The organism is Lysobacter terrestris (assembly GCF_014489475.1).
Taxonomy (GTDB): Bacteria; Pseudomonadota; Gammaproteobacteria; order Xanthomonadales; family Xanthomonadaceae; genus Agrilutibacter; species Agrilutibacter terrestris.
The window spans coordinates 1239650-1265682 of the sequence record NZ_CP060820.1 but is presented as its reverse complement, the minus strand read 5'-3'; the positions used below and the strand labels follow the sequence as shown (position 1 = coordinate 1265682).

General features: G+C 66.2%; 24 protein-coding genes. 19 read left to right on the top strand and 5 right to left on the bottom strand.

Annotated elements, in window-relative coordinates; translation table 11 throughout:
- Window positions 1–91 precede the first annotated feature (91 nt).
- The 12 genes from rsgA (at window position 92) to H8B22_RS05875 (ending at window position 15248) form a co-directional block, all read left to right on the top strand.
- Window positions 92–1213 carry a ribosome small subunit-dependent GTPase A gene (rsgA, locus tag H8B22_RS05930; protein ID WP_225876292.1) on the top strand — a complete coding sequence of 374 codons (1122 nt, stop codon included), beginning with the start codon at window positions 92–94 and terminating at the stop codon, window positions 1211–1213.
- A 414-nt stretch (window positions 1214–1627) separates the two neighbouring features.
- Window positions 1628–2890, top strand: a complete 1263-nt coding sequence (locus tag H8B22_RS05925) for a flavohemoglobin expression-modulating QEGLA motif protein (RefSeq protein WP_187713180.1) — start codon at window positions 1628–1630, stop codon at window positions 2888–2890.
- 226 nt (window positions 2891–3116) lie between these two features.
- Window positions 3117–5390, top strand: coding sequence for an NADP-dependent malic enzyme (locus tag H8B22_RS05920; protein WP_187713179.1), 2274 nt, complete (start codon window positions 3117–3119; stop codon window positions 5388–5390).
- A 201-nt stretch (window positions 5391–5591) separates the two neighbouring features.
- Window positions 5592–6500 (top strand): polysaccharide pyruvyl transferase family protein, encoded by a 909-nt coding sequence (locus H8B22_RS05915; protein WP_187713178.1) that lies wholly within the window; start codon window positions 5592–5594, stop codon window positions 6498–6500.
- Window positions 6501–6761: 261 nt separating this feature from the next.
- Window positions 6762–7175 carry a CopL family metal-binding regulatory protein gene (locus H8B22_RS05910; protein ID WP_187713177.1) on the top strand — a complete coding sequence of 138 codons (414 nt, stop codon included), beginning with the start codon at window positions 6762–6764 and terminating at the stop codon, window positions 7173–7175.
- Between the two features lie 93 nt (window positions 7176–7268).
- Window positions 7269–9137 carry a copper resistance system multicopper oxidase gene (locus H8B22_RS05905; RefSeq protein ID WP_187713176.1) on the top strand — a complete coding sequence of 623 codons (1869 nt, stop codon included), beginning with the start codon at window positions 7269–7271 and terminating at the stop codon, window positions 9135–9137.
- On the top strand, window positions 9134–10153 hold the full coding sequence (locus tag H8B22_RS05900) for a copper resistance protein B (RefSeq protein ID WP_187713175.1): 1020 nt from the start codon (window positions 9134–9136) through the stop codon (window positions 10151–10153). The genes H8B22_RS05905 and H8B22_RS05900 overlap by 4 nt, the downstream gene beginning before the upstream one ends.
- 10 nt (window positions 10154–10163) lie before the next feature.
- A complete protein-coding gene (locus H8B22_RS05895) occupies window positions 10164–11015 on the top strand; it encodes a c-type cytochrome (protein ID WP_187713174.1) in 852 nt (283 codons plus the stop codon).
- 16 nt (window positions 11016–11031) lie between these two features.
- Complete coding sequence (locus H8B22_RS05890; protein WP_187713173.1) at window positions 11032–11550, top strand: YybH family protein; 519 nt, start codon at window positions 11032–11034, stop codon at window positions 11548–11550.
- Window positions 11551–11609: 59 nt separating this feature from the next.
- Complete coding sequence (locus tag H8B22_RS05885; RefSeq protein WP_187713543.1) at window positions 11610–12164, top strand: DUF411 domain-containing protein; 555 nt, start codon at window positions 11610–11612, stop codon at window positions 12162–12164.
- Window positions 12165–12423: 259 nt separating this feature from the next.
- Window positions 12424–12822, top strand: coding sequence for a heavy metal-responsive transcriptional regulator (locus H8B22_RS05880; RefSeq protein ID WP_187713172.1), 399 nt, complete (start codon window positions 12424–12426; stop codon window positions 12820–12822).
- Entirely contained in the window at window positions 12819–15248 is a 2430-nt protein-coding gene (locus H8B22_RS05875) for a heavy metal translocating P-type ATPase (protein ID WP_187713171.1), read from the top strand. Before H8B22_RS05880 ends, H8B22_RS05875 begins: the two co-directional genes overlap by 4 nt.
- A 4-nt stretch (window positions 15249–15252) precedes the next feature.
- On the opposite strand, the gene H8B22_RS05870 is transcribed toward H8B22_RS05875, so the two are convergent.
- On the bottom strand, window positions 15253–16086 hold the full coding sequence (locus H8B22_RS05870; RefSeq protein WP_187713170.1) for a glycosyltransferase family 2 protein: 834 nt from the start codon (window positions 16084–16086) through the stop codon (window positions 15253–15255).
- 128 nt (window positions 16087–16214) lie between these two features.
- Here H8B22_RS05870 and H8B22_RS05865 point away from each other — a divergent pair, with 128 nt between their 5' ends.
- Window positions 16215–16982, top strand: a complete 768-nt coding sequence (locus H8B22_RS05865) for a class I SAM-dependent methyltransferase (RefSeq protein ID WP_187713169.1) — start codon at window positions 16215–16217, stop codon at window positions 16980–16982.
- Here the strand turns inward: H8B22_RS05865 and H8B22_RS05860 are convergent, their stop codons facing one another.
- Window positions 16983–17831: a glycosyltransferase family 2 protein gene (locus H8B22_RS05860; RefSeq protein ID WP_187713168.1), complete on the bottom strand. Its 849-nt coding sequence runs from the start codon at window positions 17829–17831 to the stop codon at window positions 16983–16985.
- 379 nt (window positions 17832–18210) lie between these two features.
- On the opposite strand from H8B22_RS05860, the gene aceE reads away from it, so the two are divergent.
- Both aceE and H8B22_RS14990 read left to right on the top strand, forming a co-directional pair.
- The gene (gene aceE, locus H8B22_RS05855; RefSeq protein WP_187713167.1) at window positions 18211–20904 is read left to right on the top strand and encodes a pyruvate dehydrogenase (acetyl-transferring), homodimeric type; all 2694 of its coding nucleotides are present in this window, start codon (window positions 18211–18213) and stop codon (window positions 20902–20904) included.
- A gap of 10 nt (window positions 20905–20914) precedes the next feature.
- Window positions 20915–21262: a DUF6527 family protein gene (locus tag H8B22_RS14990; protein WP_225876291.1), complete on the top strand. Its 348-nt coding sequence runs from the start codon at window positions 20915–20917 to the stop codon at window positions 21260–21262.
- Here H8B22_RS14990 and H8B22_RS05850 read toward each other — a convergent pair.
- Genes H8B22_RS05850 through H8B22_RS05840 form a run of 3 tightly spaced genes read right to left on the bottom strand, consistent with a single transcriptional unit; the run spans window position 21246 to window position 23258 of the window.
- On the bottom strand, window positions 21246–22610 hold the full coding sequence (locus H8B22_RS05850) for a ThiF family adenylyltransferase (protein WP_187713166.1): 1365 nt from the start codon (window positions 22608–22610) through the stop codon (window positions 21246–21248). The genes H8B22_RS14990 and H8B22_RS05850 overlap by 17 nt on opposite strands.
- On the bottom strand, window positions 22607–22996 hold the full coding sequence (locus H8B22_RS05845) for an E2/UBC family protein (RefSeq protein ID WP_187713165.1): 390 nt from the start codon (window positions 22994–22996) through the stop codon (window positions 22607–22609). Before H8B22_RS05845 ends, H8B22_RS05850 begins: the two co-directional genes overlap by 4 nt.
- Window positions 22983–23258: a multiubiquitin domain-containing protein gene (locus tag H8B22_RS05840; RefSeq protein ID WP_187713164.1), complete on the bottom strand. Its 276-nt coding sequence runs from the start codon at window positions 23256–23258 to the stop codon at window positions 22983–22985. Before H8B22_RS05840 ends, H8B22_RS05845 begins: the two co-directional genes overlap by 14 nt.
- Window positions 23259–23380: 122 nt before the next feature.
- Here H8B22_RS05840 and H8B22_RS05835 point away from each other — a divergent pair, with 122 nt between their 5' ends.
- From H8B22_RS05835 to H8B22_RS05820, 4 genes are read left to right on the top strand one after another with little or no spacing between them, the layout of a single operon-like run.
- Window positions 23381–23593: a transcriptional regulator gene (locus tag H8B22_RS05835; RefSeq protein ID WP_187713163.1), complete on the top strand. Its 213-nt coding sequence runs from the start codon at window positions 23381–23383 to the stop codon at window positions 23591–23593.
- Window positions 23590–24201 (top strand): GNAT family N-acetyltransferase, encoded by a 612-nt coding sequence (locus tag H8B22_RS05830; RefSeq protein WP_187713162.1) that lies wholly within the window; start codon window positions 23590–23592, stop codon window positions 24199–24201. The genes H8B22_RS05835 and H8B22_RS05830 overlap by 4 nt, the downstream gene beginning before the upstream one ends.
- On the top strand, window positions 24198–24713 hold the full coding sequence (locus H8B22_RS05825; RefSeq protein WP_187713161.1) for a helix-turn-helix domain-containing protein: 516 nt from the start codon (window positions 24198–24200) through the stop codon (window positions 24711–24713). The genes H8B22_RS05830 and H8B22_RS05825 overlap by 4 nt, the downstream gene beginning before the upstream one ends.
- Window positions 24710–25648: an ImmA/IrrE family metallo-endopeptidase gene (locus H8B22_RS05820; protein ID WP_187713160.1), complete on the top strand. Its 939-nt coding sequence runs from the start codon at window positions 24710–24712 to the stop codon at window positions 25646–25648. Before H8B22_RS05825 ends, H8B22_RS05820 begins: the two co-directional genes overlap by 4 nt.
- Window positions 25649–26033: the final 385 nt, after the last annotated feature.

Here is a 26033-nt window from a genome sequence, read left to right as displayed (position 1 = left end):
GCGGTCGCGGTCGCGTTCCGGTTCGGCGCGCGCCCGCACGGCCGATCCCGCACCGCTAGAATCCGGCCATGCACGCCTCTTCCGCTCCCGTTTGACCCCCGAGCTCGCCGCCCTGCAGGCGATCGGCTGGCCCCTGGCCGACGATGGCCTGCCCACCGAGCCCGCCTGGCGCGAGGCCCTGGTCCTGCGCCCCCACGCCCGCCCGGCACGCGTGGTCGAGCAGCACCGCAGCGGCTACATCGTCGCCGACGGCCCCGAGCACAACTTCGGCGTCGAATCCCTGCCCGAGTGGCAGCGCCCGGCGAACTACCGCAAGGGCGGCATCGCCCCCGAGGAGCGCCCGGCGGTGGGCGACTGGGTGCTGATCGAAGGCGCGCCGCCCAAGCACGCCAAGGTCGTCGAGCTGCTGCCGCGCCGCACCGCGATCAAGCGCGCCGCCGCCGGCGAGCACTACAAGCAGCAGCTGATCGCCGCCAACATCGACACCGTGTTCGTGGTGTGCGGGCTGGACGCCGACTTCAACCCGCGCCGCATCGAGCGTTACCTGCTGCTGGTGCGCGGCGGCGCCGAGCCGGTAGTGGTGTTGACCAAGTCCGACATCGCCGAGACCGAGAGCAGCGCGGCGGTCGGCGTGCTCGCGCTCGCCGCGCAGGATGTCGCCGTGCGGGCGGTCAATGCCAAGGACCCCGCCAGCGTCGCCGCGCTCAACCCATGGCTGCAGCCCGGCCGCACCGCCGTGCTGGTGGGTTCTTCCGGCGCCGGCAAGTCCTCGCTCACCAACACCCTGCTCGGCATCGAGAAGATGAAGACCAGCCAGGTGCGCGAGAGCGATTCCCGCGGCCGCCACACCACGACCTACCGCGCGCTGATCCCGCTGCCCACCGGTGCGTGCCTGATCGACACCCCGGGCATGCGCGAGCTCAAGCCCACCGGCGAGGAAGACGTCGCCGAGAACTTCAGCGACATCGAGGCGCTGGCCGAGCAGTGCCGTTTCCGCGACTGCAAGCACCAGCGCGAACCCGGCTGCGCCGTGCGCGCGGCGATCGAGGCCGGCAAGCTCGATCCGCAACGCTTCGCCAACTTCCTCAAGCTCAGCGACGAAGTGGCCGTGGCCGCGAACAAGGCGGCCAACCGTCGCGCGCAGAAGGCCGACGACAAGGTGCAGGGCAAGGCGCTGAACAAGCGCCTGGACGAGAAGTATGGGAAGCATTGAGCGTGCTACCCCGCCGTTCTCCCTCCCTTTCGCGCAGCGAAGGGGAGGGCTGGGGTGGGGTGCTTTTGCTTCTGCTAATACCTCGGATCGTGTAGTAACAACAGCAACAGCTTTCGCGCCCGTGGCGCGAGTTACTTTTCTTTGCTTGCCCAAAGAAAAGATAACCAAAAGAAAGGGCACCCCGGGGCTACGCGCCCTTCGCGCATCCTGCGCTACGGGTTCGCGTCCGGCGACGGGATTTTTCGAAGGGACTTCCTGTCCCTTCGAAAAACGGCGTACATCCGTGTACGCCGCCCTGCGGGTCTACCGCCGCCGACCGCCGCTTCGCACGGGGCCCCATGAAGGGCAGCGCGCATCCATGCGCGCAGAAGCAACGGCGAGGGCAAGCACGAATGCCCTCGCAGGCGTTTCACCATGACCGACCTCAGCCCCGACCTCGCCCACCATTCCGCGCTCGACGCGCGCATGGTCAAGGCGGTGAAGGGCATCAAGCTGCTCGGCCTGGTGAGCTGGCCGGCCAGCGCGCAGAAGCGCTTCCTCGACGAAGCCGCGCAGGGCCGCTACGCGTTGCCCGTGGTCGAGTACCCGAAGTACGACTTCGGCGAGGCGCGGCGCGAACTCGACGCGATCGCGCGCGAGGCCGACCCCGACCATCCGCTCGGCCACTACCTGTGCGATTCCGCGCGCAGCTGGTCGATCGCCGCGGCCCTGCTCGAGGCGCTGGGCACGCCCGCGGTCACCGCGCATTCGATCGAACTGTTCGGCCGCCCCGACGAGCCGTTGCCCGGCAACGGACCGACCACGCGCGAGGCGGCGCGGCATTTCATCGACATCGCCGACGAACTCGACCGCGAACTGCTCGCGCCGTCCGAATGCGTGGCGATCTCCGCCACCGCGCTGCAGCTGCAGCTGCAGGCCGCGCTCGATGACTTCTTCGACAAGCGCGTGATCGAGGTCGTGCTCGACCCCGACCTCATCGCCAAGGCCGCCGCCGGCGCGACCCGCATCCGCCTGCGCCACGGTGCCGCCTTCAGCGATTACGACCGCCACCAGCTGATCGAGCACGAGGCCTTCGTGCACTCGCTCACCGCGCTCAACGGCCGCGAGCAGCCGCACCTGCCGAGCCTGGCGCTGTCCTCGCCGCGCGCGACCGCGACCCAGGAGGGCCTGGCGGTGTTCGCCGAGCAGATCACCGGCTCGATCGACATCGAGCGCATGAAGCGCATCAGCCTGCGCATCGAAGCGGTGGCGATGGCACTGGGCGGCGCCGACTTCCTGCAGGTGTTCCATTACTTCCGCGACGCCGGGCAGAGCGACGCCGACAGCTTCACCTCGGCCCAACGCGTGTTCCGCGGCGTACCGACCACCGGCGGCGCCGCCTTCACCAAGGACACCGTGTACCTGCGCGGCCTGATCAGCGTGCACACCTTCTTCCGCTGGGCCCTGCGCCACAACAAGCTGCTGCTGTGCCGGCGCCTGTTCGCGGGGAAGATGACCCTGGGCGACGTGCAGCGCTTCGAGCCCTTGTTCGACAGCGGCGTGCTGGTGCCGCCGCGTTGGCTGCCGCGCTGGATCGTGCGCGCCAACGGCCTGGCCGGGATGCTCGCGTTCTCGCTGTTCGCCAACCGCATCCGCCTGGATGCGGTGGCGCAGGGCGAGGATTTCCTCGATCTCTAGCGGGAAAGCGCCCCTCATCCGCCCTCCGGGCACCTTCTCCCCGCACGGGGGGAGAAGGAACAACGCCCTCGCACCCCTCGCCCCGCTTTGCGGGGAGAGGGACAGCGTCGCGCAGCGACGCAGGGTGAGGGGTCGTGCCGAGCCCGGCGGCCACGGTGACGTCTGTCAGACCCCCTGCAATCCCCCCGGGCTACAATCGGGAGCCCTGCCGCATGCGTGCCCAGCGATGTCCGACGACCTGAAACAAGCCGCCCTCGATTACCACCGCATGGAACCGCGCGGGAAGATCAAGGTGTCCGCGACCAAGCCGATGGTGACCCAGCGCGACCTCGCGCTCGCGTATTCGCCGGGCGTGGCCTACGCCTGCGAGGAGATCGCCCGCGACCCCAAGCTCGCCAGCGACTACACCGCGCGCGGCAACCTGGTGGCGGTGATCTCCAACGGCACCGCGGTGCTCGGCCTGGGCGACATCGGGCCCCTTGCTGGTAAACCCGTGATGGAAGGCAAGGGCGTGCTGTTCCAGAAGTTCGCCGGCATCGACGTGTTCGACATCGAGGTCGACGAGAAGGACCCGGACAAGCTGGTCGAGATCATCGCCGCGCTCGAACCGACCTTCGGCGGCATCAACCTCGAGGACATCAAGGCGCCGGAGTGCTTCATCGTCGAGCGCAAGCTGCGCGAGCGGATGAAGATCCCGGTGTTCCACGACGACCAGCACGGCACCGCCATCATCGTCGGCGCCGCCGTGCTCAACGCGCTGGAAGTCGTCGGCAAGAAGATCGGCGAAGTGAAGCTCGCCACCGCCGGCGCCGGCGCGGCCGGCATCGCCTGCCTCGACATGCTCGTGGCGCTCGGCATGAAGCCGGAAAACATCATGGCCTTCGACCGCGAAGGCGTGCTCTACACCGGTCGCGGCCACATGGACCCGGACAAGCAGCGCTACGCCCGCGACACCGACAAGCGCACGCTTGCCGACATCGTCGACGGCGCCGACGTGTTCCTCGGCCTGTCCGCCGGCGGCGTGCTCAAGCCGGAAATGGTCGCGACCATGGCCGCCAAGCCGATCATCCTCGCGCTGGCCAATCCGTATCCGGAAATCCTCCCGGAAGACGCGAAGAAGGTGCGCCCGGACTGCATCATCGCCACCGGTCGTTCGGACTACCCGAACCAGGTCAACAACGCGCTGTGCTTCCCCTACATCTTCCGCGGCGCGCTCGACGTCGGCGCCACCACGATCAACGAAGCGATGAAGCTCGCCTGCGTGCGCGCCATCGCCCAGATCGCGCGCATGGAGTCGTCGGACCTGGCTGGTTCGTACGGCGGTGAAATACCGAGCTTCGGGCCGGAATACCTGATCCCGCGCCCGTTCGATCCGCGCCTGCTGACCCTGCTCGCACCGGCGGTGGCGCGCGCTGCGATGGATTCGGGCATCGCCACGCGCCCGATCCTCGACATGAAGGCATACGAGGAAAAACTCGCCACCTTCATCTACCGCACCGGCCTCATCATGAAGCCGATCTACGACCGCGCGCGCAACGACCGCAAGCGCGTGGTCTATGCCGAAGGCGAGGAAGAGACCGTGCTGCGCGCGGTGCAGACGGTGATCGACGAGGAACTGGCCTTCCCGATCCTGATCGGCCGCCCCGAGGTGATCGAGCAGCGCATCGCGCGCCTGGGCCTGCGCATGAAGTCCGGCGTCGACTTCGAACTGACCAACATCAACTCCGATCCGCGCTTCGACGACTACTGGCAGCAGTACCACGCCAAGACCGAACGCCGCGGCGTCACCCCGGCGGCGGCGAAGAACCTGCTGCGCTCGCGCCCGACCCTGATCGCCGCGCTGATGGTCGAACGCGGCGAGGCCGACGCGATGATCTCCGGCCTGGTCGGTCGCTTCCACAAGAAGCTCGGCTACATGCGCAGCGTGTTCGACTTCGAGAAGGGCGTCACCGGCACCGCCGCGATGACCGGCGTGATCAACGACCAGGGCGTGTGGTTCTTCCTCGACACCCACGTGCAGCTGGATCCGTCCGCCGAGCAGATCGCCGAAGCCACGCTGCAGGCGAGCTACCGCCTGAAGCTGTTCGGCATCGAGCCCAAGGTCGCGCTGCTGTCGCACTCCAACTTCGGCAGCCACGACAACGCCTCGGCGGCGAAGATGCGCAAGGCGTATCAGCTGATCCGCGAGCGCGTGCCCAAGCTCGAGGTCGACGGCGAGATGATGGCCGACACCGCGTGGGACGAGGAGCTGCGCCACCGCATCTTCCCCAACTCCACGCTCAAGGGCCGCGCCAACCTGTTCGTGATGCCCAACCTCGACGCCGCCAACATCACCTACAACATGGTGCGGGTGATGACCGACGGCGTGGCGATCGGGCCGATCCTGATGGGCCTGGACAAGCCGGCGCACATCCTCACCCCGGCCTCGACGCCGCGCCGCGTGGTCAACATGACCGCGATCGCGGCGGTGGACGCGCAGATCCGCGCGAGCCGGAAGTAATGTTGATGCGCCACGCCGACCGCGTGGCGCTTTTTTGCTCGTCATTCCGGCGGCTTTCAGCAGCGAAGCTGATCTAGCCGGAATCCAGCCACGTAGCCCGGGCAAGGCCGCAGGCCGCACCCGGGGGAACGTAGCGGCGTGACGAAAGGCCCCGGGTGCGCTGCGCTTACCCGGGCTACGAGAACGATTCCGGGCCCGCCCATGCGCCTGAAGTACTGCAAGCTCCCGCACGGCAATTTCGGCGACGACCTCAACGTCGCGCTGTGGCCGGCGTTGTTCCCGGACCTGGAAGCCAGGCATCCCGAAACGTGGCTGTACGGCGTCGGCACCATCCTCGGTGGCACCCAACCGGACGGCCCGAAGGTCGTGCTCGGTTCGGGCTGCGGCTATCGCGGCACGCCGCGGCTAGGCAGCGAATGGCAGGTGTACTGGGTGCGCGGTCCGGGCACCGCTGCGAGGTGCCACCTCGATCCCGCGCTCGGCCTCGGCGATGCCGCGGTGCTGTGGCCGCCGCTGCAACGCGAGCGCGCGCCGGTCACGGGCCGCATCGGCCTGGTGCCGCACCACAAGAGCTACGACAGCTTCGACTGGGACGCGCTCGCGCGCGACGCCGGGCTGTATCCGATCGATCCGCGCCAGTCGCCGCAGGCCGTCGCCGATGCGATCGCCAGCTGCGAGCGCGTGCTCACCGAATCGCTGCACGGCGCGATCTTCGCCGACACGCTGGGCGTGCCGTGGCGCGCGCTGGTGCTGGCGCGCCGTTTCAACGACTTCAAGTGGCAGGACTGGCTGGACACGCTCGGCCTGAAGCTGCGCACCGCCGAGGTGCACGTCGAACTCAAGCGCGACGTGCCCGCCGCCAAGGCGGTCGGCAATTTCCTCGCGCGCTGGGTCGGCGGCCCGGACGAGCGCAACCACCTGCGCCCGATCCGCCCCGCGAACGCGTCCGACATCGAGCGCGTGCGCCAGGACCTGCTCAACATCGCCGCGGAGACGGGCTCGTTCGTGCTCAGCGATCCGGCCGTGCGTGCGGCCCAGCAGGCGCGCATGCGCGAAGCCTGCGCGCGCTTCGCCCGCGAGCACGGATTGGCTTTCACGCAGGCAGACTGAAGCGGGCCCGCGTTCGCCCCTCTCCCCGCTGGCGGGGAGAGGGTGCCCAACGGGCGGGTGAGGGGAAGCGAGCGCAGCGAGCGAGGCTGTTGCTTCTGCTACACGTCACGGACCTTTCGAAGCAAAAGGCACGCTCGCTGCGCTCGCGCCCCTCATCTGCCCTACAGGCATCTTCTCCCCGCAGACGGGGAGAAGAAGATCGAGGGCCCCCGCGCTTGCATTCACTGCCCCGAACTCCCTGCTGCGGTTAAAGTACGCTCCATGCCGCTCTGGTCGTTCCTGCTGCGTTTCCTGCTCAGCCTCTGCCTCATCCTGAATGGGACGGCGGCACTGGCGAGCGCGCACCTGCCGCTGCAAGACGCGGTCCCGGCCGCGATGCACGCGTCGCCGACCGCAACCGATGCGATGGCGGACATGCCCTGCCACCACGGCGAGCACGTCGTAGCGGCGACGGATGCGCAGGGCGACGCGCACCACCCCAAGGATTCCGGCACCACCCCCGACTGCTGCAAGTCCGGCGCCTGCCGCTGCGTATGCGTGCATGCCGCGCCGATCGGCGTCCCGGCATTGCAACTGGCGTCGTTCCCGCGTGCGCACGAACGCAGCGTGCGCCGCCTCGTCCCGGGCCACGCCGCGCCCGCGTTGCCGCACCCGATCCGACCTCCCATCGGCTAAGCGCCTTCCGCGCCCACGGCGCCCTTCGCACGCGCGTCCGGTTGCTCGCCAACCGCGCTGCCTGCGCACGCTTACGCTTTCCACGGAGTTCCCATGTCATCTGATGCTTTCGGCCGCGATGCCGACGGTCTGTTTAAGCCGTCGCGACGCCGCTTCGTCCAGGGCCTGGCCGCCGGCGGCGCCGTTGCCGGCCTCGGCCTGTGGCCCAAGCCGGGTTGGGCGCTGCAGTCCGCCGGCTATCCCGTCACCCTGGCCGGCACCGAGTTCGACCTGAGCATCGGCGAGACGCCGATGAATTTCACCGGCCGCACCCGCACCGCGATCACCGTCAACGGTTCGGTGCCCGCGCCGCTGCTGCGCTGGCGCCAGGGCACCACGGTGAACCTGCGCGTCGCCAACGCGCTGCCCGCCGGCTCCATCCACGGCCACCAGACGTCGATCCATTGGCACGGCATCATCCTGCCCGCCAACATGGACGGCGTGCCGGGACTGAGCTTCGCCGGCATCCATCGCGGCGAGACCTATCACTACCGTTTCACCGTCAACCAGGCCGGCACCTACTGGTACCACAGCCATTCCGGTTTCCAGGAACAGGCCGGCCTGTACGGCCCGCTGGTGATCGATCCGATCGAGCCCGAGCCGTTCGCCTACCAGCGCGACTACGTCGTGCTGCTGTCGGACTGGAGCGACCTCGATCCGGCCGCGCTGTTCGCGCGCCTGAAGAAGATGTCGATGTACGACAACCGCTACCAGCGCACCGTCGGCGACTTCTTCGGCGACGTGAAACGCAACGGCCTGGACGCCACGCTCGCGGACCGCAAGATGTGGGGCGGGATGCGCATGTCGCCGACCGACCTGTCGGACGTCAACGCCAACACCTACACCTACCTGATGAACGGCACCACGGCGCTGGGCAACTGGACGGGGCTGTTCCGCTCCGGCGAGAAGGTGCGCCTGCGCTTCATCAATGGCTCGTCGATGACCCACTTCGACGTGCGCATTCCCGGTTTGAAGATGACCGTGGTCGCCGCCGACGGCATGCACGTGCACCCGGTGACGGTCGACGAATTCCGCATCGCCACCGCGGAGACCTTCGACGTGATCGTCGAGCCCAGCGGCCAGGATGCCTTCACCATCTTCGCGCAGGACATCGGCCGCACCGGCTACGTCAGCGGCACGCTCGCGGTGCGCGAAGGCCTGCGCGCACCGGTGCCCAGCGTCGACCCGCGTCCGCTGCTGACCATGGCCGACATGGGCCACGGCGGCATGGGCCACGACATGAAAGGCATGGAAGGCGGCTGCGGCGCGAGCATGGGCATGAAAGGCGCCGAAGGCGGTTGTGGCGCCGACATGGGCATGAAGGGCATGGAAGGCGGTTGTGGCGCGAACATGCAGCCGGCGCCTTCCGATCCGCACGCCGGCCACGGTGGTGGCGGCATGCAGGCGCATCCGGCGAGCGAGAGCGGCAACCCGCTGGTCGACATGCAGACCATGGCGCCGCTGCCGAAACTCGACGACCCTGGTATCGGCCTGCGCGACAACGGCCGCACCGTGCTCACCTACTCGATGTTGAAGAGCACCTTCGACGACCCCGACGGCCGCGATCCCGGCCGCGACGTCGAGCTGCACCTCACCGGCCACATGGAACGCTTCGCCTGGGGCTTCAACGGGCAGAAGTTCTCCGACGTCGAGCCGCTGCGCTTCAACTACGGCGAGCGCCTGCGCATCGTGCTGGTCAACGACACAATGATGACGCACCCGATCCACTTGCACGGCATGTGGAGCGACCTCGAGGACGAGCAGGGCAATTTCCTGGTGCGCAAGCACACCATCGACATGCCGCCGGGCAGCCGGCGCAGCTACCGCGTGCGCGCCGATGCGCTCGGCAGCTGGGCCTACCACTGCCACCTGCTCTACCACATGGAAGCGGGAATGATGCGCGAAGTGAGGGTCGACGAATGAGCCGGCACATCCTCACTCTGGCATCGCTCGCCGCCGCGTTGCTGTCGGCCAACGCCGTCGCGCAGGAGCACGCGCACCAACACGAGCAGGCGCCAACGCAAACGCAATCACCGCCACCGGCGAGCGACGCGCATGCGCAGCACCGGCACGGCGACTCCGCAGACCAGGCCGCCACGCAGCAACCGGCGGATCACACCACGATGGATCACGCCACGATGGACCACGCCGCGATGGGGCACACCCCGCCGGCCGAACCCGTCGACCACGCCGCCATGGGCCACGCGATGCCGCGCGTCGCGGGCGAACCACTGACGCCGATCCCGCCGGTCACCGACGCCGACCGCGTCGCGGCCACACGGCCCGCGAGCGGCCATCCCGCGCACGACGACGGCCTCCACAGCTTCGTGCTGTTCAACCGGCTCGAGGGCTTCGATGCCGACGAAGGCCGCGGCGTGGAATGGGAAGGCCAGGCCTGGATCGGCACCGACCACCACAAGCTGTGGCTGCGCAGCGAAGGCGAACGCGCCGGCGGCCACACCGAAAGCGCCGACATCGAAGTGCTCTACGGCCGCGCGATCACGCCGTGGTGGGATGTCGTCGCCGGCGTGCGCCACGACTTCAAGCCCGGCGCGTCGCAGGATTTCGCCGCGATCGGCGTGGTCGGGCTGGCGCCGTACAAGTTCGAGGTCGAAGCCACCGCCTACGTCGGGCAGGGCGGGCAGAGCGCGCTGCGACTGGAAGCCGAATACGAAACCCTGCTGAGCAACCGCCTGATCCTGCAGCCACTGGTGGAACTCAACGCCTACGGCCAGGACGACGCGCGTCGCGGCATCGGCTCGGGACTGAGTTCGATGGAGGCGGGCCTGCGCCTGCGCTACGAAGTCACCCGCCAGTTCGCGCCCTACGTCGGCGTGGTGCGCGAATGGTCGTTCGGCCGCACCGCGGACCTGCGTCGCGAAGAGGGCGAAGCCGTCAACGACACCCGCCTCGTCGCGGGTATCCGCATCTGGTTCTGAGGACATGTCGATGCCATTCATTACGAAGAAATCGCTGCTCGCGCTGGGCGTCCTCGCCGGCATCGGAGTCGTCGCCGGCATCGGAGTCGTCGCCGCGACGGGCTTCGTCTGGTCCGGCGTCTACGACGTCGGCGCCGACGACCCGCATACGCGTCCCGTGTACGCGCTGCTTGAATCGCTGCGCGATCGCTCCGTCCAGGTGCGCGCCAGCAAGCTGCAGGTGCCCGGCCTGGACGACCCCGCGCGCATTGCACAGGGCGCCGGCAACTACGAGGCCATGTGCACCAGTTGCCATCTCGCGCCGGGCGTTGCGGAAACCGAACTCAGCAAGGGCCTGTATCCCGCGCCGCCGGACCTCACGCGTGCCAGCGTCGATGCCGCCGAAGCGTTCTGGGTGATCAAGCACGGCGTCAAGGCCTCGGGCATGCCGGCCTGGGGCAAGAGCATGGAAGACGCGTACATCTGGAACATGGTGGCGTTCCTGCAGCAGCTGCCATCGCTCGATGCACGGCAGTACCAGGAGCTGGTCGCGCGCAGCGGCGGCCATTCGCACGGCGGTGGCGAAACCGGCGGCCACGCCCAGGCGAACGCCGAGGCGGGCCACGACGACGCGCACCCGCATCCCGGCGCGCCCGCGGGCGACGACCACCATGCCGCCGACACGAGCGGCGGCGCGAAAGCGCCGGCGACGGACAGCGGAGCCACCACGCACGTGCACGCCGACGGCAAGCAGCACGTGCACGCACCAAAGCCGGCCACCGCAATCCAGTCCACCGCTGCGCCCGCCGCGCCGGCAACCACACCCGTGCCAGCGCAGCCAGCCGCGCCCGAAGCACACGACCAGCACGACCACCAGCACTGATCACAGGACCCATGCGATGAAAACGAACCTTGCTTTGCTCCTCGCCGGCGCGTTGTTGGTGCCGCCGGCATTCGCCCACGACCCGGCCGCGCCTGCCGCGCCTGCCGCGTCCGTGTCGGTGGACCCGGCCGCGCAACCCGCGCTCGCCGTTGTCGATCAGTTCTCCGCCGCGCTCAAGGCGGTCGATCTCGCGCGCGTTTCGGAGTTGCTGGCCGAGGATGCGCTGATCCTCGAGAGCGGCGGCGCCGAGCGTTCGCGCGAGGAGTACCTCGGCCATCACGCCAAGGCCGACGCCGAGTTCCTCAAGGATGCGCATGTCCAGGTCATCCGCCGCACCGCACGCAGTGCGGGCAGCCTGGCCTGGGTCGGCACCGAGAGCGAACTGCACAGCAGCAAGGACGGCAAGCCGACGACGCTGCTCAGCACCGAGACGATGGTCCTGAAGCGGGTCGGTGACGACTGGCGCATCGTGCACATCCACTGGTCGTCGCGTGCGAAGAAGGCGACGGCGGCCGCGCAAGGGAGCCAGCCATGAAACGTCCGTCCGCACGCCACCGCGTGTCGCCGAAACGTGCAACCGGGATGCCGCAGCGCATGAACCGGTCGCTGCTGGCCGCGTTGCTTGCAACCGCGCTGGCGCTGCCCGCGTGCGCCCGTGAACCGGCCCCGTCCGCGCAACCCCGCGCCGCGGATCCGCACGCGGCCCATGCTCCCGCCGCCAAGGCGAAGGCCGCGTCCGGCAAGGCGGTGCCCGTCGCCGCCGGCACGCTGCCGCGTGCCATCGTGCACAAGTCGCCGACCTGCGGCTGCTGCGAAGTCTGGGTCGAGCACCTCAAGCAGAACGGTTTCCGCGTCGAAGTGCGCAACGAGGACAACCTCAATCCGATCAAGGAGCGCCTGGGCGTGCCCTACGGCAAGGGTTCGTGCCACACCGCCCAGATCGGCGGCTACATCGTCGAAGGCCACGTGCCGGCGAGCGACATCAAGCGCCTGCTGAAGGAGAAGCCGGATGCACGCGGCCTGGTCCTGCCCGGCATGCCGATCGGTTCACCGGGCATGGAAGTGCCCGGTGTCGCCGCAAAGCCGTACACGGTGGAACTGGTGAAGCGCGACGGTTCGACGGTGGGGTATTCGACGCACGGGAAGTGAGCGGAAAAGCGCCCCTCATCGCCCTGCGGGCACTTCTCCCCGCAAGCGGGGAGAAGGAAAGGCAACACCGTTTGCTATGGGCTTTTCGTGAACGGTTGATTCACCCCCTCGCCCCGCGTGCGGGGAGAGGGACCGCGTCGCGCAGCGACGCAGGGTGAGGGGCCGTCGGCCAGCGCCCCACCCACACCCAATCGCTTGACTCTGGACCACACTCCAGACAACAGACTGCAGCGCATGTCTCCTCCAGCGAACGACACCCATGAAGATCGGTGAACTGGCACACCGCGCCGGCGTCGGCATCGACACCGTGCGCTACTACGAAAAGGAAGGCCTGCTGCCCAGGGCGCAGCGCCTGGCGTCGGGCTACCGCGTCTACGACCCGCAGGACCTGCGGCGCCTGCAGTTCGTCCGGCGCGCCAAGGCGTTGGGCTTCACCCTGCCGGAAATCCGCGACCTGCTCGCCCTGTCCGCGCACCGCGACGACGACATGGCGTCGATGAAGGCAGCCGCGACCGAGAAGCTCGCCGACGTGCAGGCCAAGATCGCCGAGCTCACCCGCATCCGCGAAGGCCTGGAAACGCTGGTCGCCTCGTGCCCGGGCCACGGCGCACTCGGGCAATGCCCGATCCTCAACGCCCTGGCGGAGGACGCGCCATGAGTACGCACCCGCACCCCCACGACAAGCCCGCGCACGCCGCGCACGATCACGCCGCGCACGGCTGCTGCGCCAACCACGCGCCGCCCGCGGCGACGGCGACCACGACCACCGACCCGGTCTGCGGCATGCAGGTCGATCCGGCGACCACGCCGCACCACGCGCGACACGACGGCGACGACTACCACTTCTGCTCCGCGCGCTGCCGCGAGAAGTTCATCGCCGCTCCCGCGCACTACCTGCAGTCGAAGCCGCAGGCGCCGGCCGCACCGGCGGGCACCATCTACACCTGCCCGATGCACCCGCAGATCCGCCAGGAAGGCCCCGGCACCTGCCCGATCTGCGGCATGGCGCTGGAGCCGGAGATGCCCAGCCTCGAGGACGACGACAACCCCGAACTGCGCGACTTCAGCCGTCGCTTCTGGTGGACGCTGCCGCTCACCGCGATCGTGCTGGCGCTGGCGATGCTGGGCCACCGCATCGCGTTCCTCTCGACCGATGCGCGCACCTGGCTCGAACTCGCCCTGAGCGCACCGGTGGTGCTGTGGGCCGGCTGGCCGTTCTTCGAACGTTGCGTGCAATCGCTGCGCAACCGCAGTCCCAACATGTGGACGCTGATCGGTATCGGCGTCGCCGCGGCATTCGGCTACAGCGTCGTCGCCACGCTCGCGCCCGACTTGTTCCCGGCCTCGTTCCGCGAACACGGCCGCGTCGGCGTGTACTACGAAGCCGCGGCGGTGATCGTCTCGCTCACCCTGCTCGGGCAGCTGCTGGAACTGCGCGCACGCTCGAAGACCTCGGCCGCGATCAAGGCCCTGCTCGGCCTCGCACCCAAGACCGCGCGCCGCATCGCCGCCGACGGCAACGAGGAAGACATCCCGCTCGCACACGTGCACGTCGGCGACCGCCTGCGCGTGCGTCCCGGCGAGAAGGTGCCGGTCGACGGCAGCGTGCTCGAAGGCCGCTCCAGCATCGACGAATCCATGCTCACCGGCGAACCGATCCCGGTGGAGAAGGAGCCCGGCGCGAAGGTGATCGGCGCCACCCTCAACGGCACCGGCAGCCTGGTCATTCGTGCCGACCAGGTTGGCTCCGCCACGGTGCTGTCGCAGATCGTGCAGCTGGTCGCGCAGGCGCAGCGTTCGCGCGCACCGATGCAACGCATGGCGGACAAGGTCGCGTACTGGTTCGTGCTCGCGGTGCTCACCGCGGCGGTGCTGACCTTCCTCGGCTGGGGCCTGTTCGGTCCGGAACCGTCGTGGACCTACGCCGTGCTCAACGCGGTGTCGGTGCTGATCATCGCCTGTCCATGCGCGCTGGGCCTGGCCACGCCGATGTCGATCATGGTCGCCACCGGCCGCGCCGCGCAGGCCGGCGTGCTGTTCCGCGATGCCGAAGCGATCGAACAACTGCGCCGCATCGACACGCTGGTCGTCGACAAGACCGGCACGCTGACGCAAGGCCGCCCCGCGTACCGCGACACGCTCGCCGCCGCCGGCTTCAGCGCGGACGAGGTGCTGCAACTCGCCGCCAGCCTGGAGCAGGGCAGCGAACACCCGCTGGCCGAGGCGATTCTCGCCGAAGCCAGGCGGCGCGGCGTCGCGCTGCAACCGGCACAGGAGTTCGATTCGCTTACCGGTCGCGGCGTGCGCGGCATCGTCGCCGGCCGCGGGCTGGTGATGGGCAATCGCGCCCTGATGGCGGAAACCGGCGCCGATCCCGCCCCGCTCGACGCCGCCGCCGAAGCGCTGCGCCGCCAGGGCGCGAGCGTGATGTTCCTCGCCGTCGACGGCCGCCTCGCCGGCGCCGTCGCGGTGGCCGATCCGATCAAGCCCAGCACCTTGCCCGCGCTCAACGCCCTGCGCGCCGAAGGCCTGCGCATCGTGATGGCCTCCGGCGACGCGCAGGCGACCGCCGCCGCCGTCGCCGCCACGCTCGGCATCGAGGAAGTGCACGGCGAAGTGCGCCCCGCCGACAAGGTCGCGCTGGTGCAACGCCTGAAGGCCGAAGGCCGCCGCGTCGCGATGGCCGGCGACGGCATCAACGACGCCCCGGCGCTGGCCGCGGCCGATGTCGGCATCGCGATGGGCACCGGCACCGACGTGGCGATGTCGAGCGCGCAGGTGACGCTGGTCAAGGGCGACCTGCACCGCATCGTGCAGGCGCGCGCGGTGTCGCGCAGCGCCGTCGCCAACATGCAGCAGAACCTCGGCTTCGCCTTCCTCTACAACGCGCTGGGCGTGCCGATCGCCGCGGGCGTGTTGTATCCGGTGTTCGGCCTGCTGCTGAGCCCGATGATCGCCGCGCTGGCGATGAGCCTGAGCTCGGTGTCGGTGGTGAGCAATGCGCTGCGGCTGGGGCGTGGAACCACGTCGCAAACGGTGGGGGAAGCACGTCGCGACAGCGCGCCGGGCGCCTCCTGCCACTGACGATTCAGGGCGTGCGCAAGTCCGGCAACGGCTGCGCCGCGAATTCGCCCAGGTGCTGGTCGACGCCCAGTTCGGCGCGCACTTTGAGCGCCGCGCGCGTCTCGCGCAGGTAGCGATCGTTCGGGCTCTCGCCGTCCATGTGCCGCTCGCGGTGGTGCAGGTGCCAGGCCAGCGCCGCGAAGCGCAGGTGCCGCGGCACGATGCCCGCATGCCACGCGCGCCAGGCCAGCTCGCTGTCCTCGCGGCCCCAGCCTTCCATGCGTTCGTCGAAGCCGTTGACGCGCAGCAGGTCGGCGCGGAACCAGCCCTGGTTGCAGGTCTTGATCGCGCGCGGCGGTCGGCGCCGGGCGCGGCGCAGGTTCAACGATGCGAGCGCGGGCCAGCGCAGCGCGTTGCGCCGCCGATCCAGTCGTGGCGTGAACACGCTCAGGTCGACCGTGCCATCGCTCAGCATCCGTTGCGACAACGCCGGGGTGGTCAGTGCGCGCGAGCCCTGCACGAAACTCCCGGGCTGCGCGTGGCGCAGGTGGTCGGCGATGAAGTCGCGATGCATCACCATGTCGCCGTCGATCATCAGCACGTAGTCGCCGCGTGCCGCCGCGATCGCGCGATTGCGCGAGCGCGCGGCCCGGAATCCGATGTCCTCCTGCCAGTGGTGCCGCAGCGGCACCGGGAAATCGCGTGCGATTTCTTCCAGCAGCTGCCGCGTCTCCGGTCCGGAACCGTCGTCGGCGACGATGACTTCGTCCGGCAGGCGCGTCTGCCGCGCCAGTCCGCGCAGGACCAGGCGCAGCGCCTGCGGCCAGTTGTAGGTGGTGACGATCACGCTCACTTTCATGCGGTTGCCTCACGCTGCGCGCGTGCCGCGACAACCGGACGAGGCAGGTCGTGCGAACACCGCGATGCGTCAATCTTCCTTGAGTGCATGCAGGGCATACTGGCGCGCATCCTTTTGAGGAATCGTTTGTGTCGTCCGAATCCGCCGATCACACCGCCCGCGAGCGTGCGCGCAACTTCGAGAGCCGCTTCGATGGCCGGTTGAACTACGGTTACAAGGGCATTCCGATCTTCGCCGCGCCCGGCCTGCACGAACTGGCTGCCGAGCGGCTCGCGATCGCGGTGACCGACGCACACGCGCAGGTGCTCGAACTCGGTGCCGGCGCGGGTGCCCTGAGCCAGCGCCTCGCCGATCGCGGCTACCGCGTGTGCGCCAGCGACCTGTTCGACGCCAACTTCACCCCGCGCGAACGGATTCCCTTCGTCGCCCTCGATCTCAATCAGCCCTTCGCGGTGCAACTGTCGTCGCGCTTCGATGCGGTCGTCGCGCTGGAGCTGATCGAACACCTGGAAAATCCCCGGCACTTCTTCCGCCAGTGCCGGCAACTGCTGCACCCGGGTGGCCACCTGGTCGTGTCGACGCCGAACCTCGCCAACCCGGTGTCGCAGGCGATGTTCCTGCGCGAGGGTGTGTTCCAGTGGTTCCGCGACACGGACTACCAGGAGCAGGGCCACATCATGCCGCTTGCGCCTGCAGTGCTGCGTCGCTGCTGGGCCGAGGCCGGTTTCGACTGCGCATGGGAAGGCAGCGTCAGCGATCCGTATCGCCTGCTGCATCGCCGGCGCAACCGCGGTACGCGGCTGCTGGCACGCATGCTGGCGACGCTGTCGAAGACGCCGCGCCCCTTGCAGGGGGAGGTGTACGTGGCGGTACTGCGGATTCATGCCGACGCCTAGTTACGTCGCTTCCGCCAGCTGTTGCGCACGTGCGACGTGCGCGTCCAGTCCGCGCTCGCAGCGGATCGCCCGCGTATCGCGGGTGCGCTGGAGCAGGACATCGTTGGGCAGGGCCTGGTTGGGTGGAATGCCATCCGGCCAGCGGGTCTTGTGCCACAGGTGGATGGCCAGCCCCGCGTAGCGCAGCAGGCGACGCTCCACGCCGGCGTGGCGCAGGCGCAGCGTGAGGTCATCGTCCTCGCGGCCCCAGCCTTCGTAGGCGTCGTCGAAGCCGTTGACCGTTTCCAGGTCGCGCCGCCAGACGCCGAGATTGCAGCTCATGGCGACGCCGCCCTTGCGGCGCGATGCCTTCCACCTGGCCAGCAGCGGCAAGCGCAACGCGTGCTTGCGCTTGAGCTCGCCGGAGCCCCTCGCGAAGGGCATGCGCAGCGAGAAGCGCGGCGTGCCGCCCGTGAGCAGGCGCGCCGCTTCCCCTTGCGAGGCATTGAGGCGGCCGCCCAAGAGGTAGCTCCCGGGGCGGATCAGGGCATGGTGGTCGGCGATGAACTCTCGATGCAGCACCATGTCGCCGTCGAGGAAGATCACGTAGTCGCCGGTGCTCGCGGCGATGCCGAGATTGCGCACGCGCGCCGCGCGGAAGCCCAGGTCCTCCTGCCACGCGTGCCGCAGCGGCACCGGGAAGTCGCGGGCGAAGGCATGGACCACCCGGGCGGTGTCCTCGCGCGAGCCGTCGTCGGCGACGATGACCTCGTCGGGCAGCACGCGCTGCGCGGCGACGCTGTCCAGGCACAGGGCCAGCGCCTCCTTCCAGTTGTAGGTGGTGATGATGAGGCTGGTGCGGGGGGCCATCGGGGGAAATGGCTCGCTCGGGCGGGGGAGCGCAATGCTAGCGCAATGCCTGTACGAGACAGCCAAGCCGCGCGTGAACCAGCGCACACCCCCGCGAGCGCAACCCGATACGCACCATCCCGCTGCTGCGACGATCAGCGTGAAGCACAGTTTGGTTGGTGCGTCAGGCGGGCTCGCGGCCCACACCGCCGGCCAGCATGCGGGTACGCAAACCGGTCGCGATCGCTGGGGCCGCTGAAATCGTTCCCATCGCCCCACTTTGCCGAACCGGGGACGTTTCCCCATGCCCCTGCGGGTCCCCATCCCACCCCCCGCTGCTAGAATCCCGACTCTAATCCACGACCCCACAGCGCCGGCCAGCGGGCCGCGCGGAGCCCCCATGACCAACTGGCTGAACGACCTGCTCGCGAACGACCCGGATCCGACCGAAACCAAGGAATGGATCGAATCCATGCAGGCGGTCATCGACCGCGAAGGCGCGGGTCGCGCCCACCAACTGCTCGACGGCATGGTCGAAGTCACGCGCCGCGCCGGCGCGCACCTGCCGTTCCAGCCCACCACCGAATACATCAACACCATCCCGACCCACCTGGAGGCCAAGAGCCCCGGCGACGCCGCGATGGAGTGGCGCATCCGCTCGATCATCCGCTGGAACGCGCTCGCCATGGTCGTGCGCGCCAACCGCAAGCCGGGTGACCTCGGCGGCCACATCGCCTCGTTCGCCTCCGCCGCCACGCTCTACGACGTCGGCTTCAACCACTTCTGGCGCGCGCCGTCCGCGGACCACCCGGGCGACGTCATCGGCGTGCAGGGCCACAGCTCGCCGGGCATCTACGCGCGCAGCTTCCTCGAAGGCCGCTTCAGCGAGAACCAGCTCGACAACTTCCGCATGGAAGTCGACGGCCGCGGCATCTCCTCCTACCCGCACCCGTGGCTGATGCCGGATTACTGGCAGGTGCCGACGGTGTCGATGGGCCTGGGCCCGATCAGCGCCATCTACCAGGCGCGCAACTGGAAGTACCTCGAAGGCCGCGGCCTGATGCCCAAGTCCGATCGCAAGATCTGGGCGTTCATGGGCGACGGCGAATGCGACGAACCCGAATCCCTCGGCGCCATCTCGGTCGCCGGCCGCGAAGGCCTCGACAACCTCTGCTTCGTCATCAACTGCAACCTGCAGCGCCTCGACGGCCCGGTGCGCGGCAACGGCAAGATCATCCAGGAGCTGGAAGGCATCTTCCGCGGCGCCGGCTGGAACGTCATCAAGACCATCTGGGGCAGCTACTGGGATCCGCTCCTCGCCCGCGACAGCCAGGGCGTGCTGCGCAAGCTGATGATGGAAACCGTCGACGGCGAATACCAGAACTGCAAGGCCTTCGGCGGCGCGTACACGCGCGAGCATTTCTTCGGCAAGTACCCGGAGACCGCCGCGATGGTCGCCAACATGTCCGACGACGACATCTGGCGCCTCAACCGCGGCGGCCACGACCCGCACAAGGTCTACGCCGCCTACCACCAGGCCACCCAGACCAAGGGCATGCCCACCGTGATCCTCGCCAAGACGGTGAAGGGCTACGGCATGGGCCAGGCCGGCGAGTCGCTCAACCCGACCCACCAGACCAAGAAGCTCGACGACGAAGCGATCAAGATCTTCCGCGACCGCTTCAACATCCCGGTCACCGACGCGCAGCTGGACAACCACCAGGTGCCGTTCTTCCACCCCGGCAAGGACTCGCCGGAAGTCGAATACATGCACGAGCGCCGCAAGGCCCTCGGCGGCTACCTGCCGCAGCGTCGCCGCAAGAGCACGCAGACCCTGGACGTGCCCGCGCTGGAAACCTTCGACCGCCTGCTCAAGTCCAGCGGCGAGCGCGAGATCAGCACCACCATGGCCTTCGTGCAGGCGCTCAACATCGTCCTGCGCGACAAGCAGGTCGGCCCGCGCTGCGTGCCGATCGTCGCCGACGAAGCGCGCACCTTCGGCATGGAAGGCCTGTTCCGCCAGATCGGCATCTACGCGCCCTACGGCCAGAAGTACAAGCCGGTCGACCGCGACCAGCTGATGTACTACCGCGAAGACGCGGCCGGCCAGGTGCTGGAAGAGGGCATCACCGAAGCCGGCGCGTTCGCCTCGTGGATGGCCTGTGCGACCAGCTACAGCACCAACGACCTGCCGATGCTGCCGTTCTACATCTACTACTCGATGTTCGGCTTCCAGCGCATCGGCGACAGCGCCTGGCAGGCCGCCGACATGCGCGCGCGCGGCTTCCTGCTCGGCGCCACCGCCGGCCGCACCACCTTGAACGGCGAAGGCCTGCAGCACGAAGACGGCCACAGCCACCTGCTCGCCAGCGCGATCCCGAACTGCCGCAGCTACGACCCGACCTTCGGCTTCGAAGTCGCGGTGATCCTGCAGCACGGCATGCAGCGCATGCTCGCCGAGCAGCAGGACGAGTACTACTACATCACCCTGATGAACGAGAACTACACCCACCCGGACATGCCGGAAGGTGCAGCCGACGGCATCATCAAGGGCATGTACCTGCTCAAGGACGCCGGCAAGCCCAAGAAGGGCGAACTGCGCGTGCAGCTCATGGGCAGCGGCACCATCCTGCGCGAAGCCATCGCCGCGGCCGAACTGCTCGACAAGGACTTCGGCGTCACCGCCGACATCTGGTCCTGCCCCAGCTACACCGAGCTCGCCCGCGACGGCGCCGACGCCGAACGCTTCAACCGCATGAACCCGGAAGCCAAGGCCCCGCGCAAGCCGTATGTCACCGCGCTGCTGGAAGGCCGCCAGGGCCCGGCCATCGCCGCGACCGACTACGTGCGCACCTTCGCCAACCAGATCCGCGAATACGTGCCGATGAAGTACACCGTGCTGGGCACCGACGGCTTCGGCCGCTCTGACACCCGCGCCAACCTGCGTCGCCACTTCGAAGTCGACCGCTACTACATCGCCCACGCCGCCATCGCGGCCCTGGCCGCGGAAGGGAAGATGACGGCGAAGGATGTGGCTCGGGCTATCAAGCAGTACAAGATTGATAGTGAGAAGCCGAATCCGGTTGGGGTTTGATTGCCTTTAGATGTTGACGCGTCTCAAAACTTGGATAGGGCGGAGGCTGGGGCCAGCACGGCAGGAGTCATCGTTCGTGTTGGTCTATTTCAACGAGCGAAGTGAAGCGCAGATTGGTGCAAGATCAGATCGAACGGTAGGGGTTTTTATTTCTGAGGGGCGACCGAAATGGGCTTACCTCAAGTGCCCCTGTGGCTGCGAGCGCCAAATCGCGCTGAATCTTATGACCTCGCAGCGGCCGGCATGGCGTCTCTCAGTTCGTAGCACTTCCGACTTTTCGGTCTTTCCTTCTGTTAACGCGACAACTTGTGGCGCTCACTTTTGGTTGACCCGGGGAAGGATTAGCTGGGCAAAGTAGGCCAGGCAAGTCCCAGATATGGATTCTCATCTCCGATGCACCACTGCGCGTGATCTGCGCAATGACATGCATCTCTTGGCGCAACTCTGTTAGTTCGTATGCGACTTTGGTCGAATGCGATAAGAACTTCTGAGGACTTTCGATCGCTTCCCATGAATCCTGTCAGGCGATTGAGAAGTTCGGAAACTGCAAGACTGGCAACAGTGGATGTAAATGCAATCACAGCTGGCGCGGTAGTATCGAGCTCAGGAGCGTAGCCTTCACGGGCCTGCTGCTCACGCTCTTGAGGCGAAAGCGCTTCGATACGCATAGCTTCAGCCGAAATTCGGCCTCGGCAGTAGAGGCACGATTCGCCAGGCATCAAAGTTGTGATGCGGCCATGAATGCTGCGGATCTCGCCATCTTTCGAGTCGATTAGGACCCCGAGATCAAACACTGGCAAGCAGTAGCGGAGCGCTACCTGCATCAGGATCGCACGCGGAATCTGCTTGTCAGTGCATCCAAAGATGATGTCGCAGTCACGGAGCCGCTTGGCGGCCGATTCTTCTGTGATGTGATGGGCTACCGCGACGACATGCGCATCCAGTCCTATGCGGTCGAGATGCTCCTTTGCGATCTCAACCTTGGGGCGTCCAGTTTGCGAAAGGCTGGATCCATAGACCCTGTTTACGTTTGTTCTCTCGAGTCTGTCGCCGTCAAAGAGTGTGATCCGGCCAACACCTAGTCTCACTAGTTGCTCAGCAATTGGCGAGCCGGTCCCTCCTAGGCCAACTACGCCTACATGCAGAGCCGATAACGTTTGCTGCGTGTCCCTTCCGAATGCGCGAACTTGGCGATCATAGACTTGCGGGACGCAATCATCGGTTTCGGCGCTGTATAAACGGAAGCGGTCACCTACAACGAGGACGCTGGCAGGGATGCGTCTCGGGGCGTACAGCCGAGCTCCCATACTGGTTTTGGTTACCACCATCGTTCCATGAATGCGGCCGGGTGCCCGGGCCTGCAAGAAGGGCAAGAGCTTCGCCTCTTCTTCATCGTCTTTGGACGAGAACTCGGTGATGCCATCGGGGTGCGAGTGAGCAAAGACAATGCACATTCCCTCCTCTCGAGCTAATTTCGCGATGCGCGTCAATGAGCCAGAGCCGATTGTGAGTCCGTCGTGCCGTCTTTCGAGGTAATCCGTGCTCTGGAGAGGAATCACAGCATGACAGACGAGCTTCGGGGTACCGCCCGCTGCTTGTCCGCAGATCAGAAAGGCGGCGCCCTCAAGGCCTGGCGTATCGAACAGATAGCTCTCTAAGACAATCTTCTGGGCTTCGAGCATGACGATTCGTGCGCTCTCGGTCATGCGCGCCCGGCTCCTTGAAGTTCTCGCTGAATCAGCGCGAAGAACGACCGCAGGCTGTCGATGCCTGGCCGCCAGCCGCCATTGAGATGGCGTGAAAAACGCTGCCAAGAGCGGCCGATGTGACTCTCAATGACCTCCGATGCTTGAGCGAACTGTCCGTTTGTCGATAGCCGAATAGGCGGATCGCAGTACCACATATCCAGTGGTGTCATTGGGTATTGCGGGGGGATGCGGACCATTAGGTCGGTGGCGGCGGGAGTAAAGCCGCCGCCACTCACATCGAAGCCTCGAACGATGACGCATGAGCTGCCGGCAGGATCGGGGACGACTTCCCACTCGTAACCCCGCTCACGCAAGAACGTCGTATCGCGATCAGGAATGGACATAGCTGCCACTCCCCGGATTGATGGTGCTCGGTGCTGTGTAGAACTTGCTCCCGGGCCGAACTTCGTAGTTGGACTCGGGCCGGATCAGTTCATCGTCTTTAGGTCCCGCAACCTCGAGCCAAAGATCAAGCTCCGGGCCAAGAGGAGGCGTTGGGAGCGCGCGCAACTGCGCCCCTAACGCGTGACGCGAGGCGAGTTCGAACTTCACTTCATCGATAAAAACGGGGATGTGTTCCTTCGAGTTGCTGTGGTCGGCGGCCATGCTCGGGCTCCAAGTTGGATTGTGGTGGCCACATAGTACATAAAAAATAGCTAATGTAAAGCCATAAACAACTTGCATAATTGGCCAGTTGCTGTAGACTCGTCCGTCTTAGGAGGTGACCCATGGCAACCAAGCGAACCATGACCCTGAATCTCACAGATGCTGAGATGGAAGTCCTGGAGCAGATTTCTACTGAAAAGGACATGAGCAAAACCGCCATCCTTCGCCAGGCTCTGCGTCTCTATCAGGTCATTACCGTTCGGCTGCAGGATGGCGAAAAACTCTTCTTTGAAGACGCTGTGGCGAAGGAAAAGAAGGAGCTAGTGGTCCTGTGACGAGAGCGCGTGAAATCGCCCTTGAGGATTTGCACGCGGGTCAGTTTGTGCGCGCCACATTGCTGGATCGGATAGATGTGGAATTTGCAGGTCGCGCAGACGATAGATGGCTAACCTTTACTGCCGCGGAGGTAGCCCAGGCGCGTGCAGAGGGAAAGGAGCTTTCTCCTCCACAGCACTTGCACTGGCGCTGGCAACGTAAGGTGGATGCTGCCCGTAATCTCCTTCCGTATCCGACGATGGCCATCGAATGCGAAGGAGATGCGCAAGGATTGATGCTGCTTAAGACTGATGGCGAGTTCGGGCGTCTGCCGGCGCAGGCCGGTAAGCCCCTCGTCTATGTCGTGTTTCTTGCCACAGCGCCCTGGAACTTGCCCGCTATCGTTGATAGGCCGCGCTTTCGAGGTGTCGGGCACACCTTAATGCGTGCGGCAGTGGAGCTCAGTCAGGAGCTAGGCTTTAAAGGGCGCGTGGGATTGCATTCGCTTTCTCAAGCTGAAGCGTTCTATGAGCGACTTGGAATGACTTTGTTGGATCGCGATATCGATAAGGAGAACCTCAGATACTGTGAAATGACTCAGGAGAGCGCCGAGGCGCTTCTTCGATGAAGGGTGAAAATATGAACTTCGAGACTATGCGCGAATGGTTGGCACGCAAACTAAAGCATGCCGACGACACGATGGCTGCCGCTGGCGGAACATCTTTGGAGGCTCTTCAGCAGGATGCTAGGTCGCGGATCGTTACTCCAGCTGCTTTGGCCGAGGTTCCAACTGAAATTGGAAAAGTTGTTCGGTATGTGCGCGAGCAGCGAGGCTGGACACGAGGTGATCTGGCTGAGTTGGCTGATATAGACGAAATTGAGATTTCTCTTATAGAAACACTAGAGGGGCAAGACCTTTCTCCTCGTTCGTTAGTGAACGTTGCAAATGTTTGTGGATTCTCGGTCACTAGATTTCAGCAACTAGCAAAGCACGTGGAAGTGCGATCGCACTATGCGGCTGATAAAGGGTTGAGGTTTGCAGCACGCTCCAAGAATGTCGGTGCCGTAACGCAAGAAGAGCTCGATGCAATAAGCGCACTAGTTGCTACCCTTTCGGATAAGGCATTAGACGATCGATGAAGAACTTGCTGCTCGATGGTCGTACCGCACGTGATATCGAGGATCGAGTGGCCCGTATACATCGCGATCTTGACTATCGCGGCGGTAAGGTCGAGCTGTCAGACGTTCGTGCGCTCATGAGCCTAGATCTCGCTTACTACGCGGCTGATGATGCGGGTCTGCTGAGCGAAGTTGTTCACAAGCTAACAATAGGGGCAAAGCAGGTCATCAAGCGACCACTTTTGCTCATTGAGGCTGTTCGCAAGCTTGAGCTGAAGGCACTGTTTGTGCCTGACAGGAAGCAGATTCTTATCGATGCATCACTGCCAGACCCAAAAAAGCGGTGGAGTGAAGGGCACGAAATACTGCATAGCGTCCTTCCCTGGCATTCGGCCTACATGCTCGGCGATACGAAAATTACTCTTACGCCCGGATGCCACGACCGAATTGAGGCGGAAGCGAACTTCGGCACTGGCCGCTTGTTTTTTCCGAAGGCCGAGTTCGAGCCTGTTCTAAGGTCAGCGCCTATGAGCATGCAGAGGGTCCGGCAAATTGCGAGCCACTTCGGGAATACGATAACAAGCACGCTGTGGCGCTGCGTCGAGTTCGACGATCAGCCTTCATTTGCTGTCATTGGGGCGCACCCGAACAGGCCGCAGCCTGGGACGCCTGATGTCGAACACATCGTTCAGTCGCCGGCCTTTGCGCAGCGCTTCTCTAAATTTTCGCCCCAAGATGCCACCGGTCTCATAAAGAGCTACTGCGGGTATCAGCGTACTGGGCCGCTAGGAATGGCGGAAGTGATGGTGCTGGATGATGATGGTCAAGCCCATGCATTCGTCGCAGAGACATTTTGCAATGGATACAACACACTGACCCTGGCTCAGTATCGCGGTCCGAAGTCGCCTCAAATAACTAAGCCCGAAACACCCCTGATCCTTTTGCCGGGATCCTAGGTATCGATCAGACGCTTTTCCCTAGCAAAGGCGTTTCATTAGTCCACGAGTACTGGCGCACCCAGTTGCTAGCCTTAATCGATTCCGGCCTTGCCGACTCGGTGTGCTCGAGCATAGTCCATCAAGTCTGATTCATCTGCCTCAGTCGCCAGCAGCTTCTTGAAGTCATCCGTGAGTGCTACGTAATTGTCCTCGCCGTAGCTACCGATGTAGACATCCTCCGAATAACGGTGTCAGAGACACTTCGCACTTCAGATTACTGTCAGAGCACCGGTGTACGAGACATGTGTGATCTCACGAAGCCAAGCTTCCGCTGCCGCCAAGGCTTGTTCGCGAGTCTGAGTTTCGGCGTCCTGGGTCGTTGCCCATACTATCTCATCGAAAT

Excerpts from the sequence above, each read along its gene's own strand:
- H8B22_RS05890 (WP_187713173.1), top strand. The coding sequence starts at position 11,032 with ATGAAAACGAACCTTGCTTTGCTCCTCGCCGGCGCGTTGTTGGTGCCG.
- H8B22_RS05895 (WP_187713174.1), top strand. The coding sequence starts at position 10,164 with ATGCCATTCATTACGAAGAAATCGCTGCTCGCGCTGGGCGTCCTCGCC.
- H8B22_RS05910 (WP_187713177.1), top strand. The coding sequence starts at position 6,762 with ATGCCGCTCTGGTCGTTCCTGCTGCGTTTCCTGCTCAGCCTCTGCCTC.
- H8B22_RS05900 (WP_187713175.1), top strand. The coding sequence starts at position 9,134 with ATGAGCCGGCACATCCTCACTCTGGCATCGCTCGCCGCCGCGTTGCTG.
- H8B22_RS05885 (WP_187713543.1), top strand. The coding sequence starts at position 11,610 with ATGAACCGGTCGCTGCTGGCCGCGTTGCTTGCAACCGCGCTGGCGCTG.
- H8B22_RS05835 (WP_187713163.1), top strand. The coding sequence starts at position 23,381 with ATGGCAACCAAGCGAACCATGACCCTGAATCTCACAGATGCTGAGATG.
- H8B22_RS05880 (WP_187713172.1), top strand. The coding sequence starts at position 12,424 with ATGAAGATCGGTGAACTGGCACACCGCGCCGGCGTCGGCATCGACACC.
- H8B22_RS05905 (WP_187713176.1), top strand. The coding sequence starts at position 7,269 with ATGTCATCTGATGCTTTCGGCCGCGATGCCGACGGTCTGTTTAAGCCG.
- H8B22_RS05820 (WP_187713160.1), top strand. The coding sequence starts at position 24,710 with ATGAAGAACTTGCTGCTCGATGGTCGTACCGCACGTGATATCGAGGAT.
- H8B22_RS05845 (WP_187713165.1), bottom strand. The coding sequence starts at position 22,996 with ATGTCCATTCCTGATCGCGATACGACGTTCTTGCGTGAGCGGGGTTAC.
- H8B22_RS05870 (WP_187713170.1), bottom strand. The coding sequence starts at position 16,086 with ATGAAAGTGAGCGTGATCGTCACCACCTACAACTGGCCGCAGGCGCTG.
- H8B22_RS05825 (WP_187713161.1), top strand. The coding sequence starts at position 24,198 with ATGAAGGGTGAAAATATGAACTTCGAGACTATGCGCGAATGGTTGGCA.
- aceE (WP_187713167.1), top strand. The coding sequence starts at position 18,211 with ATGACCAACTGGCTGAACGACCTGCTCGCGAACGACCCGGATCCGACC.
- H8B22_RS05840 (WP_187713164.1), bottom strand. The coding sequence starts at position 23,258 with ATGGCCGCCGACCACAGCAACTCGAAGGAACACATCCCCGTTTTTATC.
- H8B22_RS05915 (WP_187713178.1), top strand. The coding sequence starts at position 5,592 with ATGCGCCTGAAGTACTGCAAGCTCCCGCACGGCAATTTCGGCGACGAC.
- H8B22_RS14990 (WP_225876291.1), top strand. The coding sequence starts at position 20,915 with ATGTTGACGCGTCTCAAAACTTGGATAGGGCGGAGGCTGGGGCCAGCA.
- H8B22_RS05875 (WP_187713171.1), top strand. The coding sequence starts at position 12,819 with ATGAGTACGCACCCGCACCCCCACGACAAGCCCGCGCACGCCGCGCAC.
- H8B22_RS05860 (WP_187713168.1), bottom strand. The coding sequence starts at position 17,831 with ATGGCCCCCCGCACCAGCCTCATCATCACCACCTACAACTGGAAGGAG.
- H8B22_RS05920 (WP_187713179.1), top strand. The coding sequence starts at position 3,117 with ATGTCCGACGACCTGAAACAAGCCGCCCTCGATTACCACCGCATGGAA.
- H8B22_RS05925 (WP_187713180.1), top strand. The coding sequence starts at position 1,628 with ATGACCGACCTCAGCCCCGACCTCGCCCACCATTCCGCGCTCGACGCG.
- H8B22_RS05850 (WP_187713166.1), bottom strand. The coding sequence starts at position 22,610 with ATGACCGAGAGCGCACGAATCGTCATGCTCGAAGCCCAGAAGATTGTC.